This is a genomic window from Pseudoalteromonas xiamenensis, from assembly GCF_017638925.1.
In the GTDB taxonomy this organism is placed as follows: domain Bacteria; phylum Pseudomonadota; class Gammaproteobacteria; order Enterobacterales; family Alteromonadaceae; genus Pseudoalteromonas; species Pseudoalteromonas xiamenensis.
On the sequence record NZ_CP072133.1, the window covers coordinates 1,662,776 to 1,678,885 of the forward strand.

Annotated in this window: 15 protein-coding genes and 1 pseudogene; 3 read left to right on the forward strand and 13 right to left on the reverse strand. The window is 43.8% G+C overall.

The window, feature by feature from the left end; genetic code table 11:
* Positions 1-16: 16 nt before the first annotated feature.
* The 4 genes from J5O05_RS21765 to J5O05_RS22405 all read right to left on the reverse strand — a co-directional run bounded on the left by J5O05_RS21765 (position 17) and on the right by J5O05_RS22405 (position 3,257).
* The gene (locus J5O05_RS21765) at positions 17-703 is read right to left on the reverse strand and encodes a condensation domain-containing protein (protein WP_280117685.1); all 687 of its coding nucleotides are present in this window, start codon (positions 701-703) and stop codon (positions 17-19) included.
* Entirely contained in the window at positions 700-1,413 is a 714-nt protein-coding gene (locus tag J5O05_RS08020) for an isochorismatase (RefSeq protein WP_244369921.1), read from the reverse strand. The genes J5O05_RS21765 and J5O05_RS08020 overlap by 4 nt, the downstream gene beginning before the upstream one ends.
* 190 nt (positions 1,414-1,603) lie before the next feature.
* A complete protein-coding gene (locus J5O05_RS22400) occupies positions 1,604-2,503 on the reverse strand; it encodes an AMP-binding protein (protein WP_280117686.1) in 900 nt (299 codons plus the stop codon).
* Entirely contained in the window at positions 2,445-3,257 is an 813-nt protein-coding gene (locus J5O05_RS22405; RefSeq protein ID WP_280117687.1) for an AMP-binding protein, read from the reverse strand. The genes J5O05_RS22400 and J5O05_RS22405 overlap by 59 nt, the downstream gene beginning before the upstream one ends.
* A gap of 351 nt (positions 3,258-3,608) precedes the next feature.
* Between J5O05_RS22405 and J5O05_RS08030 the strand changes: the two genes are divergently transcribed.
* On the forward strand, positions 3,609-4,142 hold the full coding sequence (locus tag J5O05_RS08030; protein WP_280117688.1) for an RNA polymerase sigma factor: 534 nt from the start codon (positions 3,609-3,611) through the stop codon (positions 4,140-4,142).
* An 83-nt stretch (positions 4,143-4,225) separates the two neighbouring features.
* On the opposite strand, the gene J5O05_RS08035 is transcribed toward J5O05_RS08030, so the two are convergent.
* From J5O05_RS08035 to J5O05_RS08045, 3 genes are all read right to left on the reverse strand, one after another.
* Positions 4,226-6,811 carry a M14 family zinc carboxypeptidase gene (locus J5O05_RS08035; RefSeq protein WP_208844335.1) on the reverse strand — a complete coding sequence of 862 codons (2,586 nt, stop codon included), beginning with the start codon at positions 6,809-6,811 and terminating at the stop codon, positions 4,226-4,228.
* Between the two features lie 79 nt (positions 6,812-6,890).
* Positions 6,891-8,264, reverse strand: coding sequence for a hypothetical protein (locus J5O05_RS08040; RefSeq protein ID WP_208844336.1), 1,374 nt, complete (start codon positions 8,262-8,264; stop codon positions 6,891-6,893).
* A 2-nt stretch (positions 8,265-8,266) separates the two neighbouring features.
* Complete coding sequence (locus J5O05_RS08045; protein WP_244369925.1) at positions 8,267-9,214, reverse strand: ATP-grasp domain-containing protein; 948 nt, start codon at positions 9,212-9,214, stop codon at positions 8,267-8,269.
* A gap of 176 nt (positions 9,215-9,390) precedes the next feature.
* On the opposite strand from J5O05_RS08045, the gene J5O05_RS08050 reads away from it, so the two are divergent.
* Positions 9,391-10,512, forward strand: a complete 1,122-nt coding sequence (locus J5O05_RS08050; protein ID WP_208844337.1) for a M20 family metallopeptidase — start codon at positions 9,391-9,393, stop codon at positions 10,510-10,512.
* On the opposite strand, the pseudogene mutM reads toward J5O05_RS08050, so the two are convergent.
* Positions 10,509-11,319, reverse strand: a pseudogene (gene mutM / locus J5O05_RS08055) (bifunctional DNA-formamidopyrimidine glycosylase/DNA-(apurinic or apyrimidinic site) lyase). The gene J5O05_RS08050 and the pseudogene mutM sit on opposite strands and share 4 nt — an antisense overlap.
* Positions 11,320-11,323: 4 nt before the next feature.
* Complete coding sequence (locus J5O05_RS08060; RefSeq protein WP_208844338.1) at positions 11,324-11,839, reverse strand: hypothetical protein; 516 nt, start codon at positions 11,837-11,839, stop codon at positions 11,324-11,326.
* A gap of 135 nt (positions 11,840-11,974) precedes the next feature.
* On the opposite strand from J5O05_RS08060, the gene J5O05_RS08065 reads away from it, so the two are divergent.
* The gene (locus J5O05_RS08065) at positions 11,975-12,895 is read left to right on the forward strand and encodes a manganese-dependent inorganic pyrophosphatase (protein WP_208844339.1); all 921 of its coding nucleotides are present in this window, start codon (positions 11,975-11,977) and stop codon (positions 12,893-12,895) included.
* Between the two features lie 244 nt (positions 12,896-13,139).
* Here J5O05_RS08065 and J5O05_RS08070 read toward each other — a convergent pair whose 3' ends face one another.
* The 4 genes from J5O05_RS08070 to J5O05_RS08085 form a co-directional block, all read right to left on the reverse strand.
* Positions 13,140-13,601: a hypothetical protein gene (locus J5O05_RS08070; protein ID WP_208844340.1), complete on the reverse strand. Its 462-nt coding sequence runs from the start codon at positions 13,599-13,601 to the stop codon at positions 13,140-13,142.
* A 141-nt stretch (positions 13,602-13,742) separates the two neighbouring features.
* Entirely contained in the window at positions 13,743-14,039 is a 297-nt protein-coding gene (locus J5O05_RS08075; protein WP_208844341.1) for a helix-turn-helix domain-containing protein, read from the reverse strand.
* A 164-nt stretch (positions 14,040-14,203) separates the two neighbouring features.
* Positions 14,204-15,112, reverse strand: a complete 909-nt coding sequence (locus tag J5O05_RS08080; RefSeq protein WP_208844342.1) for a helix-turn-helix domain-containing protein — start codon at positions 15,110-15,112, stop codon at positions 14,204-14,206.
* 47 nt (positions 15,113-15,159) lie between these two features.
* A complete protein-coding gene (locus tag J5O05_RS08085; protein WP_208844343.1) occupies positions 15,160-16,065 on the reverse strand; it encodes a helix-turn-helix domain-containing protein in 906 nt (301 codons plus the stop codon).
* Positions 16,066-16,110 lie beyond the last annotated feature (45 nt).

The following is a 16,110-nucleotide window of genomic DNA, read 5'->3' on the forward strand; positions in this document are numbered from 1 at the left end:
TTGTGCGTCTAAACGATTAATTAAATTTGAGACTCAGTGTGGTGGCAACTTTAATTTTTTCATCGCCGCTTGGCTCATCCCCAGCTCGTAGCGTCGCTGCACTTGGGAAGTCTCGCAACGTTTCAAGCCAGTAGGCTTTATCCTGCGCATATGCGGTACTATGTTGATATTTGGTATCTTCTTCGAGTATTGCCAGATACTGCGCTTCATCCGACGTCACAGACTCACCGTCATAGGCTGCAACCACTCGATTCGTCAAAAGCGAAAAACTAAAGCCATCCAACGCAATGTGATGTGCTCCTAACGCCCAATAATAGTGATTGGTTGCAAGTTTAATGAGCACGTGGCGATAAAGGTGCCCTTCGCTCAAGTTGTAAGGTTGCGCATACCAGTTGGTTAAAAATCGCTTTGCCGAATCAAGCGGCTCAACCTCATTCGTTAGGTCGAGGTATTCGCCAAGCACCTTTACGCGCTGCGCCTCACACAGCGGGTTTTGCGACAACACGCCAGACATTTCCACAAACTGTACATTCAGCGCCGTACAACGGTGCAACACACGGGATGCCGCACCAAGCCACTTTTGCGAATCAAGGGCAACATTCAACTCAATAAATTCGGCTGTGTTATAGCGGGTGCTTTCAGGCGACTTAACCTGCCCTAGCCAAATGCCTTGTTGTGCTTGAGTGATAGGCCATGTTTTCATGCCGCGGCAGCCTCATTGCGCGCTTTTTGACTCAGCACGTCATGCCACTCAAGCACAGTGGTACATTCCGACAGCTCGGCTAAGCTAATGTCTATTCCTTGTGCCCGCCATGCATCAATGAGTACCATCACCCGTATTGAATCGAGGCCTAAGTAAATCAAGTTTTCGTCTGGTAAAACCTCTGTAACATCAATAGACAATACCGATGCAATTGCTTGTTGGATGGATTTGACCGAAATAATTTGCGACGAGTCGCTTGACCGCGACGCTTCGATAACTTCATCCAGTAGCTGTACTTGCCCACATCGTGTTGCAATATACTGCATGGCTTGGTTGTGTTCAGATTGGCTAAAATCCGCAACCGCATCCGCCACCACAAAGGCTTTTACGTCATACATAAACGCGTCCAGTGCCGTCGATAAGATACCAATGTGTGCATAAATACCGCAGATAAGTAGCTGATCGCGACCTTGCGCCTGCATATCGTCAAGTAAAGTGCTGCGTTTAAATGCACTGTAGCGCCACTTGGTGTAAACCTTATCGTCCGTTTTGGGTGCAAGCGAGGGTAAGATAGCCGTGTCTTTCGCGGTCAAACCGGTTCCCCAAAAGTCCGTCAATAATGCTCGCTCTCTCGGATCTTGATCCGCGGGCTGCGCGGTATACACCACTGGAATACCCGCAGTCTTCGCAGACGCGGATGAGTGCGTCAATACGCTCTATCAACGGCTTCATTGGTGCGCTGTTTACGTCATAAAAATTGACGAAATAAGATTGCATGTCATGAACAAGCAACACCGCTTTGTCTGGGTTAAGTTGCCACTGTGTGCGATTGTCCGGTCGAGTGATTGGCAATGGGTAAGATGCAATACGTGGAATAGCCATAAAGGTTCCCTTTAAAAATTATGCTGTAGGTAAACAGTTCAGTAGACGCTTGATGTGTTCGCGCGCCGCTTTTTTATCGACTTTCCCAACCTTGGTTTTGGGTAAAACATCGATAAACTCGATACGATCAGGGATTTTGTAGTTGGCAAGCCCGACACTTCGAATAAAGCGGGCTAAACTGGCGCGACTAACCGGTTCAGCTTCGTGTTCTCGTTTAACAATGAACGCGCAGATGCGTTCGCCGAGCAGCGTGTCCGGCATCGCGACCACCGCGCAATCATGCACCGCAGGGTGCGCAAGGAAGTGATTTTCGAGCTCTTCCGCCGCTACCTTCTCTCCACCTTTGTTAATCTGATCTTTATCGCGTCCTTCCACAATCAGATAACCTGACGCGGTTTGTTTCACCAGATCACCACTTCGATAAAATCCTTCAGGCGTAAAAGCGAGTAAGTTATGAACAGGTGCATTGAGGTAACCACGGAAAGTGTACGGTCCTTTTGTCGTCAAAAGACCCGTTTCGCCTAGCGCGACGGGTTGGTTGTGTTCATCCACAATCTGAACGCGGTCAGCTTCACTCATCGGCCGACCTTGCGTGTGATGGCGCGTCCACGCGTCATCATCTAAACGCGTGTAATTCACCAGTCCTTCCGCCATCCCAAACACTTGCTGCAGTAGCACGCCCAGTTCATCTTCCAGCCTTGCTGCAACAGTGGCACTGAGCTTTGCTCCACCCACTTGAATAATGGCAAGCGAACTTAAATCAGCATGGCAACGCTCTTTGGAATCCAACCACAAGGTTGCAGCGGGTGGCACCAACGCGGTCCACGTTACGCGGTGTTGTGCTATCAACGGAAAACAGCTACTTGGAGAAGGATCTGGTGCGCACACCACCGTACCACCGGCGTAAAATACACCCAATGCACCAGGCGAGCCTCAGCGGGAAATTGTGAGCAGCAGGCAGTGCGCACAGGTAGCGCGTGTTTGAACTCCATTGGCATACATCCACACTTTGACGAATGCTGTAGAAGTAATCATTGTGCGTACGCGGAATGAGTTTAGGTGTACCAGTACTGCCACCGGAAAGTTGGAAAAACGCCACATGATCCGCGTTGTGCTTTCGAAATGGCAACGCCGCATGATGATTTATACACGCCGAGGCATGCAGTTTCTCAACTAAATTACGTGCCCAACTGCTAGGCCCTTTGAGCAATACGTGCCGCAAGTTATTGGCCTTCGCCTGCAATGTTTGGGTAAAGTCGTTTGTGCCAAAAAGTGGGTGTTTTGCATCGGCAATAACAAGTGTTGGATTCAGCGCGTCTGCGTATTGCAATAACTCTATTTGGTTATGATTCATCAACGCATTAACCGGAAGCACGGCCAGTTTTTGCAACGCGAAAAACACCACGTAAAATTCATAGCAGTTTGGTAACTGAACGATTGCGGTATCACCCGCTCGCACACCCTGAGCATGGAGATAGCCTGCAAGTTGGGTGGATGCTTTATCCAAACATGCATAGGTTTTTTCGCGCGCGCCATCGATGATAGCAACGCCATTGGCGTTGTCTCGAACTTGACGTTCCAAAATAAGACTAAGCTCTTCATCGGTCCAATACCCAGCTTGACGATACTGCGCACGTTCCTCCATAGGCCAATCGATACAACTTTTTAACATAAAACCACCCAGTCTAATTTTGTATTTGCATATTCCTCGAATCCCAATTGTGATGAAACAATTCGAACAATGTGAAAAGGCTTCGAGAATAAAATTTAAACAACTGAAATTTATAGTTAAAACAAAAAATTTCTGTACATCCAACGCCATCATGACGAGTGACTTTTAGAAAAATTTAATAAAAATACGAATTATTTTTATCTCAGAGCAAAAACCAAACCAAGCGCCTAAATAAGATACAAACGTTACAAATAGGTAAATTTTTAATTTTAAGAAGCCTTGACATTAACCCTGTATCGATCTTAGAATCTAAATGATAATTATTTTCATTATTGATTACTGAGGGATAAAATGAGTGAGGTCGTGAGCTCAAACTGCGTAGCAAAAAGGGATCATTGGGCTTGGCTGATACAAACGCAGAGAGAGAAAATGATTGCGTATCTAACGTCCATTTTGCACTGCCACTATCTTGCAGAAGATGCATTGCAAGAAACGTTTATCCGCCTTTCAAACCTGTCCATAGAGCAGCTTAAGGAGGTTGAAAATCCATCGGCCTATTGCTATCAAACTGCACGTAACATTGCCATTGATATGCTGCGTAAGCGCACACGCGAAAGCTGGGTAGATCTCGACAATACCTCCCCATGCCAATGTATCGATAATCAGCCCAGTGCTGAAGATTCACTGATCGAACAAAACCTCAATCGCCGGATCATGCAAGCTGTGACAACATTATCAAGTCGCCATCAAACGATATTAAGCTTGTACAAATGGGGGGATTACAAGCAAAAGGACATTGCTCAGATTTGCGCAATTTCACCGACGTTAGTGAATTTTATCCTGCAAGAAGTGGTGTCTACCTGCCAAAATGCATTGACACACTAATGACCGCTCACGTTGTTTAACGTAAACCAAACAAGGCGAATATCGCCCATAGGGTCAAAGATATTCGCTTTGTCTGTTAGCCGTTATTGGTTGCCAGAATAATGCAACTGCGCGAGCTCTGAATAATTCGGCGCATCATCATAACTGAATACGGCGTAGTATTTTGGCACACTCGGATTGCCAAAATTGTCTAAGGTGTAGTTATCTTTACCCCCATATAATTTCACACCATCGAATGGTGAACGGGGGGGATGGAAGCGGTTACGCACGACAAAACTACCCACAAAATCCTCATCACTTGGGTTATTCCACGTGAGTTTGACGACGCCATTTTCCACTTGCGCCTGCAAATTGGTGGGTGCTTCGACGGGTTCTTTGCGTCGTTCAATGTAGCGAATGTGAAGCTCTGCTGGTTGTGAATCTTGGCAATTATTCCAATTGACTAGCGCGTCTGTTGCCTTTGATTCTGCCGTGGCTCGGATAATAAAATAAAAAGGACGTTTCGCTTCATGTAACCGTTCTAGCTCCTGCAAACTGAAACTGTCAAAGATGAAGTGATGTACAGCACGTTCCTTCAATTGCTCGTTACTGACTTCATAACCAATGTATTCGATTTTTTGACGTTGTTTCACATGGGCATAATCCACGTCATTCAGTTCAACCAACTCTATCGTAAAACGTACGTCTTTTGCACCAGCAATGGCGTTACTGGAACGTAGCGTTAGCCTCGCACTGGTGAAAACGGTTTTTTCAGGCTCAAGTTCGGTATTCAATTCAAACGCCATTTGCCCATAAACAATGTCACCCGCGCCATCAAATCCAGATGCTAATCGGTCAGCTACCACGTACTCTTTAAAAATGGTGTTGCAGCTACTCGGGGCAAGTTTCAATTCACTTTCAGGTAGTTGGTAAACGAGTTCAAGATTTGGACGATAGTGTAAGCCACAACCAAATGGACCATAACCAATATCAAACTGCATAATTTGTGAATCGTTTCCAAGTGGCAGACTCGTTGGCCCTTGAATACGAAGTAACAATTTACGTCCTTCTATAAGCTTATCGAGAATCGCACGCTCAACACCGTTAAACGACCATTTTAACCAAATGCCTTGCGTCATTTTGTCTGAGCCATACGTGTAGCCAAGGGTATGCAACACCTTTGCCCCCATCACGCTGTCATAATCGTAGATGTCTGCCACGCTCGTGACATCTAAGATAGACACGGACCACTCACCGTAATTTTCAATTTTTGCGGCCACTCGATTCATGGGATACAAGTAAAAGTGTGCCGTTTGAATTGTGGATTTTGGCACAAGCGTGGATAAATCAAATTGCACGACCCCAACGCTTATCCCGCGTTGTTTGTCTATCCCAATAAACATCGAGTTATAACCGAAATGCTCACGGTTTTTTTGCTGATTCAATTTAGACAAGTACCCAACGGTGTCACGAGTTGGAAATAAGGTTCGCGCACTTTCATGGCGCTCAAGACGGGTTTTGAGGCGCAGCTCAGGACTAAAAGGTGATTTGATTTTCGTTACTTTGTCTACCGCTCGAATGTTGTAGAAATAGAAATGTCCACTCTTCAACTGCGTATCCGTGAACGACAGAGATTTAGTAATAGCGACTAAGCTGCTTTCACCACACGCACTTTTATTGTGTTCATTGCGATACACTTCAAAATAGATATCGTCACGGCTCTGATATTGCCACTCAAGCTCCACACTATCATGATCCACGTCTTTGATTGTAAATCCTTCAACACGAGCAGGAGCAATGGGGGAATAATTTATCGACTCGCTAAGCGCATACAAAATCGCAGGGATATTTTCAGCAATGCTCTCTGACATGTTTTTCATGTAATCAGGGATGTTTCGTGTACCCACCTCAACAACGGTCGCAATGATCCCTTTTCGATAATAATATTCTCGGCCACTTCCATGAATGAGTTGTGCTGGCGGCTTGCCTCGGTGGATACCGTATTGGCGTCCCGTTACTTTCTTAATTTCATGATTCATGTTGGCGCACAGCACGTTGAGATCCGTACCTTCAATTTCAACTTCGTGATTGAATTTATGCGCTGGGAAAAACACGTTGCCTTGAGAGTGGTAGTCAAGCGCAATACGGATGTTGGCATGCGCTTCCACAAAATCACGGATAGCGCACGTTTCAGGCTCTGAAAAAGCGTGAGGACCGCCATACGTGTTAGATGACGTATTTTGGTTTTTCATAAACTTAGCATCAAAATTGCGATTTAAATCGACCCCAAACGTGCCATCTCCATTGTTGCGACGATTTTTGCGCCAAAAAGAGAAATGATTGCGCGAGTATTCAAAACCATCGGGGTTTAAACAAGGCACCATATACAACGTATTACGCGTCAACGCGCTTTGTAATTTAGGGTTAAAACGATAGTTATCCATCACATATTGAATGAATTTGATCGCGAGTTCGTTACCAATCCATTCCCTTGCGTGAATAGAACCGGTATACAGTAACGCAGGTTTGTCGTCTGCGTATGTCACGTCGAGCGAAATAGTCGCGAGCATGATAGGTCTGCCTTCCCACGTTTCACCGATACTTTGTAGGCGAATTAAATGTGGGTGAGCGCTCATTGCACGCTGCAAAAAGGCAATGGTTTCTTGATACGAAGTGTATTGAATTTTCATAAGCTTGACGTCCTGATTTGTGACTTTCCGCGCGAATAGAGGAATCGAGGAGGAGAGGGTTTCCCCTCCCCCCAATTGGTCACGCTGGGGCGAATTGTTCACGCCAATGAGCAACGATTTTTTCTAGTTTCTTTTGCTTCAAATTAGGCACTTCACAAAGACGATAAGGATCGTGGTTTAACGCCTCGACAATGCCCGCCACGCCAAATAATCCAAACATGTCTTCGACCATTTTGTTGCCCACGCCTTTGACCTCAAGAAGCAAGGATTTTAATTCAGCTTCGCTGAATTCCGCGCCGGATACGTTGGAGAGTATTTCGCCACTTTCATCCGCATCTAACATGCGTTGCACCGCTTTGGCAGGGATCACTTTTGCACTAAGACGGAAATTATCCTGGAAGTTCCAGTGCTCACTTGGCCATTCTTCGCCATTAAAGGGGGAGTTAGAAAGCAATGGAAATTGCTGTTCATCCATATCCACAAATTGGTCACCAACATCTTGGCTTGGCGTATATTGGCCAAAATAGATATGGCGCATTGTTCGCAGCAAACTTGAATCAATTTTGCCAAGCTCTTCCCAGTTAAACAGTGGGATGAACGGCTTGCGGAATTTACCGTCAGATAATAGCCACATTAAATACTGCCCTATCCAATCTCGGATGTACGGAAAGGCGGCAAAGGCTGTTGCACATTCTAAAATGCGTAACTTGCCATCTTTACCAAGCGCAATATCACACGCCCAGTATTCCGCTTTTGCCGCTTTCGATGCGCGAGCGGCCAACGCTAGAACGGATTTAGGCACATCTTGATAGTCCATCGAACCGCCTTGGCTGGTATTCGTTAACCATTCACCCTCAGGCGGTCTACGCCAAAATGCACAAACTGGCTTGTGACCAATTAACATCACTCGAATGTCAGCTTCCATTGGCACAAAGTCTTGCACGTAGACGGGGTAATATTTACGTTCTTGTAGCAGCGCCATCGCCTCTTTCGCGTTATCCACTTTGTGGACAAAATAACCGCCATAATTCGATGGGCCATATGAGCGTTTAATAATTTTCGGATACGTCGCTTTTGCCAGATAACGCTCTGCGTTTTCTGGGATGTAGAAAATTTCGGTGTGAGGGACCGGTAAATCGTACTTGTGGCAAAAATGCGTCACGTTTTCTTTTGATTTGTTGGAAAACTGACTGTCGAGTGACGGTAAAAAACGCACATGAGGAAGTGCTCGCGCGATTTCACGAAACGTTTCATACGCCGTTGCCGGAATGTTGCCGATTAACACATCGATCTTTTTGCGTTTTACTTCTGCAATGAAACGCGCTTTATCTTTGCCCCAGTGATAAGTAACCGTTTCAATTTTTTCTGGCCAGCCTTTGAAATTCGATTTATCAAAAAAGCGCAGTACATAATCCAAATACAATAAGCCGATTTTAGGTAATGATGATTTCATGACTAAGCCACCTTAGATTGCTTTTTTGCGAGTTGCCCGTAAGCACGCTTTTCAATTAAGCCCACCATCGCCTCTAATTTGCGCGCGTTGAAATTGATCCCCAGAGCTTCCTGATCAGGCGTCGCAAATGCGGGAATAGTATTTACTTCAAGTACTACATAACGCTCGAAATCACGGTCATAAATAATGTCGACGCCTGCAATGTCTAATCCCAAAATCGCTGTCGCTTTGATAGCGAGCTCGGCCACTTCATCATTGAGTTCGCGCACAAACACCGAACCACCGCTGGTGATATTGGTCTTCCAATCGTCTTTGGGTGCCTTACGGCCATAACACCCTACAACTTGACCATCGACAACATCCACTCGAAAATCGGTGTGATCATAATTGATGAAACGCTCGACATAGAAGTAACGTAAATCCGTGCGCGTGAGGAATGGCGTCAGCATGTTGAGTGCTTGTTCACTGTCAATTTTAACAATTCCCACACCGCCCCAACCTTCGGTTGGCTTGTATACTAGCTTGCCACCAAACTCGTGCAGAGCCTGCTTTAACCCGTCCATATCATGTTTATGGCACAAGCGATAATCAGCCGTGTGGATCCCATGCTGATTAAGCAAATGCGATGTGCGGAACTTATCCTCTGCTAACGCAAAGGCATTAAAATCATTAATCGTCGGAATAGACTGACTTAACACTTGATAGAGATAAACTTGGAATTGGCTTTGTTCACCAGCGTTGTAGCTTAAAAATGTTGAAAGCGATTCCATGTTGACGCCATTGCACGTGATGATCCCATCTTGCGCGCGCGCATCGCGCAGATTCAATCCCGTCGTCGTTTGGATGCCACGCGCTTTCAACGCTTTTACTAATTTCTCTTCAATCGCTGCCCCACCACTGTTTTGATACATCCAAAGTCCTACGTGAGGATTCATCTCTGTGTTCGTCATGCCTGTCTCCATTTTGCGCGAGCATTTTTGCTCAAAATTTAATCCTTTTTTATTGTACGCGTTGCTCTATGACAACTTTTTGACCAAATCCGCACGCCAAAAACTGTTCATAAAACCTTCACTGAACTGCAACCAATCCTCGCCACGATGAGCGCAGTTTTGAAAAGGGAAGCATCATGGACACGCTCAATTTCACCGACTTAGCTACGTTGATAAACTGCAATTCATACAGCAAACACAAAACCGGAGTAGATAAACACGGAGAACTCATGGTTGAACTTATCCAACCATTAGGAATGTCTCTAACTCGTTACCAACGCGACACAGTGGGCGACCATTTATTGTTTCGCTCAGCCCGTCGTTCAGGTAAGAAAGTGTTACTACTAGGCCACCTAGATACCGTTTTTCCACCCGATACCTTTACCGATTTCCACATGGACGAACAGTGGGTTTATGGACCTGGTGCTTGCGATATGAAAGGTGGCAACTTCGTTGCACTTGAAGCGCTACGTTTTCTCAAAAAACAATTTGGTCAGCTCGCGAACGTCGACTTTCTTTTAGTCAGTGACGAGGAAATTGGCAGTGACGATAGTCGTTCATTGACAGAACACCTCGCCAAAAACTATGACGCATGTTTGGTTTTTGAAGCAGCGGGCAAGAATCATGAAGTGGTGGTTGCCCGTAAAGGCATTGCAACCTTTGAAATCAACGTAGAAGGCAAAGCTGCCCACGCAGGCAATCATTACGCCGATGGCATCGATGCCAATTACGCGGCGGCCAATATGATCATTGAGCTGTGTAACCTAACTGATTTGAAAAAGGGTAGCACGGTCAATGTAGGTAAAATTCAAGGTGGTATTGGTGCCAACACCATCTCACCCAAATCTTCGATGTTGGTTGAAGCTCGCTTTACCAGTGACGTTGAGCAAGCGCGATTACTCAATAGCATTGAAAATATTTGTTTAGCCATTGAGGTGACAGGCGTAAAAGTAACGCTATCCGGGGGCTTGCAGCGTCCCGTGATGATGCCATCAGAAGCACAACAACAATTGCTCGAAGAGGTAGCGGCAATTTTGGGTGAAAGCATTCCAACAGAACGCCGCGGAGGTGTATCAGATGCCAATATTGTCGCCGTCGCGGGTGTGCCCACCTTAGATGGATTTGGCCCATTTGGTGACGGTGACCACACGATTCATGAACGCGCGTTGAAATCGAGCTTCACAAAACGCATTGAGCAAGTCAGTAAAATCCTTGCGGCGCTCTGTTTCGAAGAAGCTGTAGAGATGGCCAACGTTTAACGTTGGCATCGCTTACAATACACCGTGCTGCGCTGCCCTAAGCGGATTTCCGTCAACTCAGTGAAACACGTTACACAAGGCTGTCCTTTACGACCGTACACTAACAGCTCCTGCGCAAAGTAGCCTGGTTTACCATCGCTTTGCGCAAAATCTTTAAGCGTCGTTCCACCTTGTTCAATGGCTGCCGCTAAGGTCGACTTAATAATAGGTGTTAAGCGCTGATAACGTGCTAAAGACACTTTACCGGCTTCGAATTGTGGGTGAATACCCGCCTTAAACAGCGATTCATTCGCGTAAATATTCCCGACACCAACCACAATGTGATTGTCCATAATAAATTGTTTAATCGGGACTTTCTTTCCTCGTGATGCGTCAAATAAATGTTTTGCTGTGAACGCATCAGTGAGTGGCTCTGGGCCAAGTTTTTTAAACACCGAATGACATTCATTCGGTTGCTGCCAAAGACAAGCACCAAAGCGACGAGGGTCGTTTAGCCGCAGCCGCCAACCCATTGTCGAAGTGAAATTCAATGTGGTCATGCTTTTTCAATGGCTCAGACTGCGTGACCACCCGCAAATTACCAGACATCCCTAAATGCAAAATCGCACTACCAACTGCGGAATGGATAAGTAGATACTTGGCTCGACGCTCAACCTGTGTAATCGTCTGTCCGATGAGCGATTTAACCTCTTCAGGTACTGGCCAACGTAAATTCGGGTTGTGGATTTTCACCTCAACCACAAGTTGCTTTTCAATGTGCGGGCTTATGCCCAGTCGACTCACCTCGACTTCTGGTAATTCTGGCATGGACTTATTCGCTTTGTTCTGACGTTACTTCCGACGACTCAGACATACGTGCATTGGCATAAATAGGTTTAAAAAATTGACTGACTTGTTCAGCCGTAGGTGCAAACCAAACTTGGCGCTGTTTATCATAAAAAAATGGGGTATTCCCTTGTTGATAAAGAGTCACCACCCAAGGTAACTCTTGTCCTGCAAGCCAAAATTGAATTGCACTCGATGGTGCTGGCAAGTTTTGCGGCATCTCAATGGTTTGTAACGTTGTGGAGGTCCAAGCAACAAGCCAAGCTTCAATGTCCGCTGCATTTGTCTGCCAAATCCCCTCACTTCGCCATGATGTCCCAATTCGCTCAACCTTTACACCCGGCAGTGCTGCGGCAAGTACAAAACTCGATTCCGGTAGCACGGGCAAAACAGGATAGGAATCCGACTCTTTAAACAGTTTATGATGTAAGCCATTTAGAAAAAATATCATTAATAACATGGAGAAAATCACCACGTTATTCCAACCAGCACGACTTAACATTCGTCTCTCCTTTACCTCATTTTGCCAGTGTATCGAAAATCATCATCTAAGATAAGCACAATTGCCGCTCGGCAAGGATTTCATTCAGGCTAATCTTTGCTAAAATATCCAGCAAATTTTTAAGGAGTTCCGTCAATGGCAATGTATGTAGTGGGTCATAAGATCCCTGATTCTGATTCAATCTGTGGTGCAATCGCGCTTGCTTACCTAAAAAACCAAATCGGTGAAGCAGCAATCCCTACGCGTTTAGGTGAAGTGTCGCCTGAAACCCAATTCATTCTGGACCGTTTTGGTTTTGACGCACCAGAACTAAAAATGAGCTACGCAGGTGAAGAAGTTTACATTGTTGACCACACTGAAAAAACACAGGCTCCTGATGACATCGACCAAGCAACCGTTGTCGGCGTCGTAGACCACCACAAATTAGGCGACCTAACTACGTCAACACCACTTGAGTGTTGGATCCGCCCAGTGGGTTGTAGCAACACCATCATCAAAATGATGTATGACTTCTACAACGTTGAAATCCCTGCGAACATCGCGGGTATCATGATGTGCGCAATCCTAAGCGACACGGTTATCTTCAAATCACCTACGTGCACAACTGCAGACATCAAGTGTGTTGAAGCACTTGCTGAAATCGCAGGTGTTGAAGATTTTAAAGAGCTAGGCATGGACATGTTCAAAGTAAAATCAGCAGTACAAGGTACACCAGTGCGTGACCTCGTTATGCGTGATTTCAAAGATTTCAACATGAACGGCAATCTAGTTGGAATCGGCCAACTTGAAGTAATTGACTTGTCGGTATTTGACGACATCAAAGCTGACCTAGAAGCTGATATTGCCAAACTAAAAGAAGAAGGAAACCGTCACTCTGTCCTGCTTCTTCTTACTGACATCATGAAAGAAGGTTCAGAGATGCTCATCGTGTCTAACGATGAATCTATCATCGAGAAAGCATACAATGCGAAGCCTGAAGCAGGCCGCGTATGGTTAGATGGCGTGCTAAGCCGTAAAAAGCAAGTTGTGCCACCACTACAAGACGCATTTGCATAAGCTCTTTTTGGTATATCAAATCGAGACAATAAAAAACCGAGGCTAACCTCGGTTTTTTATTGTCTGAATTCTTATCGTGCAGATTTTCTATGCAGCACTTGGCATTTGACGCTTACGGATAATAACGCTCATGTAAAGCACAGCTATACTTAAGGCCATTAAAGCCCCTTTTAGATATTCGAAGTAGTCGTAAAAAAATGACACTTCCCAAAAATGCTTTGCGTACTGCTCGTTTATACCTAACTTATCTAAATTGCGAACAACATTTTCTATAAACGCTAACATATCCACCAGTCGCGTACCCTAAAAGTAACCCATAAAGGGGACCTTCAGCATAGTTTTTTTCCATTACAGAAGGGTCTTTACCATTAGTAAGCATCAATGAGAATCGCATTCTATTTTTTACAAAATATATCATCAATACATCAACAAAAAATTGCACACCAAAAGCAACTGAGTTAACTAATAAAGGTGAATATTTAGGGTAAATAAATGCTTCTATTGGGTAAAATAATATTTTACTCAGCAAAAATGTTACAAAAAAAATAAGAACCAAAAACAGACTGTTAAACTCGTTTTTAGACAAAACAACCAAAAGCAGTAAAATGACACAAAATACTGATTGAATGTTCTGTCCTGCAGATACTGAATCTACAAGTAATACCCCACCAAGAATTGCTAATAATAACAATAGCAATGCCTTCATGGACTAACCTCTGTTACAGGGATTACAGGCTGAGACTCAATCGGCGGAGCCAATTTAGCTTCAGTCCTCTTGGTTGGTCCTTTAAATGTGCCATTTGAACCAAATATCTGCTCGCATTGTCTAGCATTAAGTTGTTTTTTTTCATTCAGTTTCAATTTTTGACTGTGAATCAGCTTCATCTGTATTTCTTCCATATAGTTTCGTTAATCTTTCCGAATCTTCTAATATATCACTTAAGTTTACTTTACAAAGTTGTGCAAATTTTAGCAATGTCCCTAAGCGAAATGAACTGACACCATTTAAGTAATCGTCTAACGTTGTAAGGCCAACCCCTAATAGTCGGCTAATGTCCTTTTTGGTATAACCGCGCTGTTTTTTCAAGCTTTTCATTAGCGTAGCAACGCGTTCAGTGACCTCATATTCCTCGGGTGTTTGCATCTTGCCCCACCATCAAACGCTCGTATCGAGCAACCTAGAATCACACATAAATTTAACAAAAGTGAATTTTAGCAGTAACAAAAAAATATTCAACGAAATGTGATGGATTTCGGACCTTTTTCAGACACGCATCTTTTTTGCATTTCAGATTCACTGTTTGTGAACTAGGTATTCATACCAAGTCTGGACTCGCCCATAGCTAATCGGTGCTGTCGCTGCCTAATTCGCGTGCCTACAAATAGCAAGACAAGAATCAACGCCATTAAGAAAATTTTAAAGTACTCGAAATGGTCATAAATAAATCGGACTTTCCAAAACTGTTTGGCAAACTCTTTACTAATACCAAGTTTGTCCAAATGACGGATAATATTTTCCAAAAATGCTAATAAATCAACACATAGAAGCCCAACTGTTACACCATAAAGAGGCCCTTCAATATAGTTTTTCTCTAGTAATACCGAAAAGTTGCTCTTTCTCAATCTGATCCCAAGCTGCATTTTGTTCTTTAATAGATACAGTAGACATAAATCAGACGATATCGCCAAACTAAAAGCAGCAATATTCTGAATAAAGCCACTGTAATTTGGATATATATACTCTTCAATAGGAATGAACATGAGGTAGAATGGAACCATAACAACAATATATACCAGTGAAAGAGACTGGCTATTGAGATCTTTTCTTGCGTAAAAAAGTAGGAGAATCAATATAGCTAAAAAGACCCATTGAATTGTAAATGCACCTAGTACTGTAGGGATAAGAATTACAAAGACCAAGAAATCTAAGGTATTTTTACCTGCATTAGCCCTATCCGCAAGGTCTTCCGAGTAAAGCTTTTTCGCTTCCTGCGTATCATCGAGAATATCCGGCAAGGTAAGTTTGCACAGCGCTGCAAATTTAATAAGCGTGCCGAGTTTAAAAGAACTAACCCCATTTAAGTAATCATTAAACGTAGTGAGGCCAATACCTAGTTTTTGACTGATGTCCTTTTTTGTATAGCCTCGGCGTTTTTTAAGCCCTTTCACTAACGCATTTACGCGTTCTGTGATTTCATACTCTTCTGGTGATTGCATCTCTAAGAATCTGTCCTTTGCACGCTACTATCCCTCATTCCCTATTTTTAAATCGATTTTTGCGATTGAAACACCACGCTCTGCCTATCTTGTCGTTTTTGGATCTTGATTCCTATGTATAGGACAATTACAGTCATGAACGTCAAGATTAGATTGAAAGCTTCAAAATTATCGTAAATATATGTCAGTTTCCAAAATTGCCTTGCATAGTCCTCTTCTATCCCCAAATGCTCCAAATTTCTTATTAAGTTCTCAATGAATGCGCCTAAGTTAAGTATCGCATAACCAAACAATAGAACAATTAAAGGTGCGTCGATACAGTTTAGCTGTAACACTTTTGGGTCTTTAGCTTTTGTCATACGAAGAGAAATGACAATTCGGAATCGAACAAAATAAATAAGTAAAACAAAAAGAATGAATTGAATACCAAATGCAATTGTATTTCCTTCAAAGCCATTTACATGAGGAAATACAACTAGCTTTATAGGATAGAGTATTAGTAATTCAACACAAAAGTGAACTAACATCAATCCCGATAAATACCGATTGTTTATATTTTTTCCAGAAAGGAAAATCAGTGCAATAAATGAAAGGCAAGTGGTTATAAGCATATATTTGACAGACAAAATTGCAGGTAAGAAGAAAGCAAGAGCCAAAAAATCCAGCGTATTTTTACCGGCATTAGCTCTATCCGCTAGGTCTTCCGAGTAGAGCTTTTTCGCTTCTAATGTATCGTCGAGAATGTCCGGTAAGGTGAGCTTACACAGCGCTGCAAATTTAATAAGCGTGCCGAGTTTAAAAGAACTAACCCCATTTAAGTAATCATTAAACGTGGTGAGACCGATACCTAGTTTTTGGCTAATGTCTTTTTTTGTATAGCCTCGGCGCTTTTTCAGCCCTTTCACTAACGCATTTACACGTTCCGTGATTTCATACTCTTCTGGTGATTGCATCTTTAATAATCTGTCCTTTGCACGGTATTATCCTTCATTTGATGT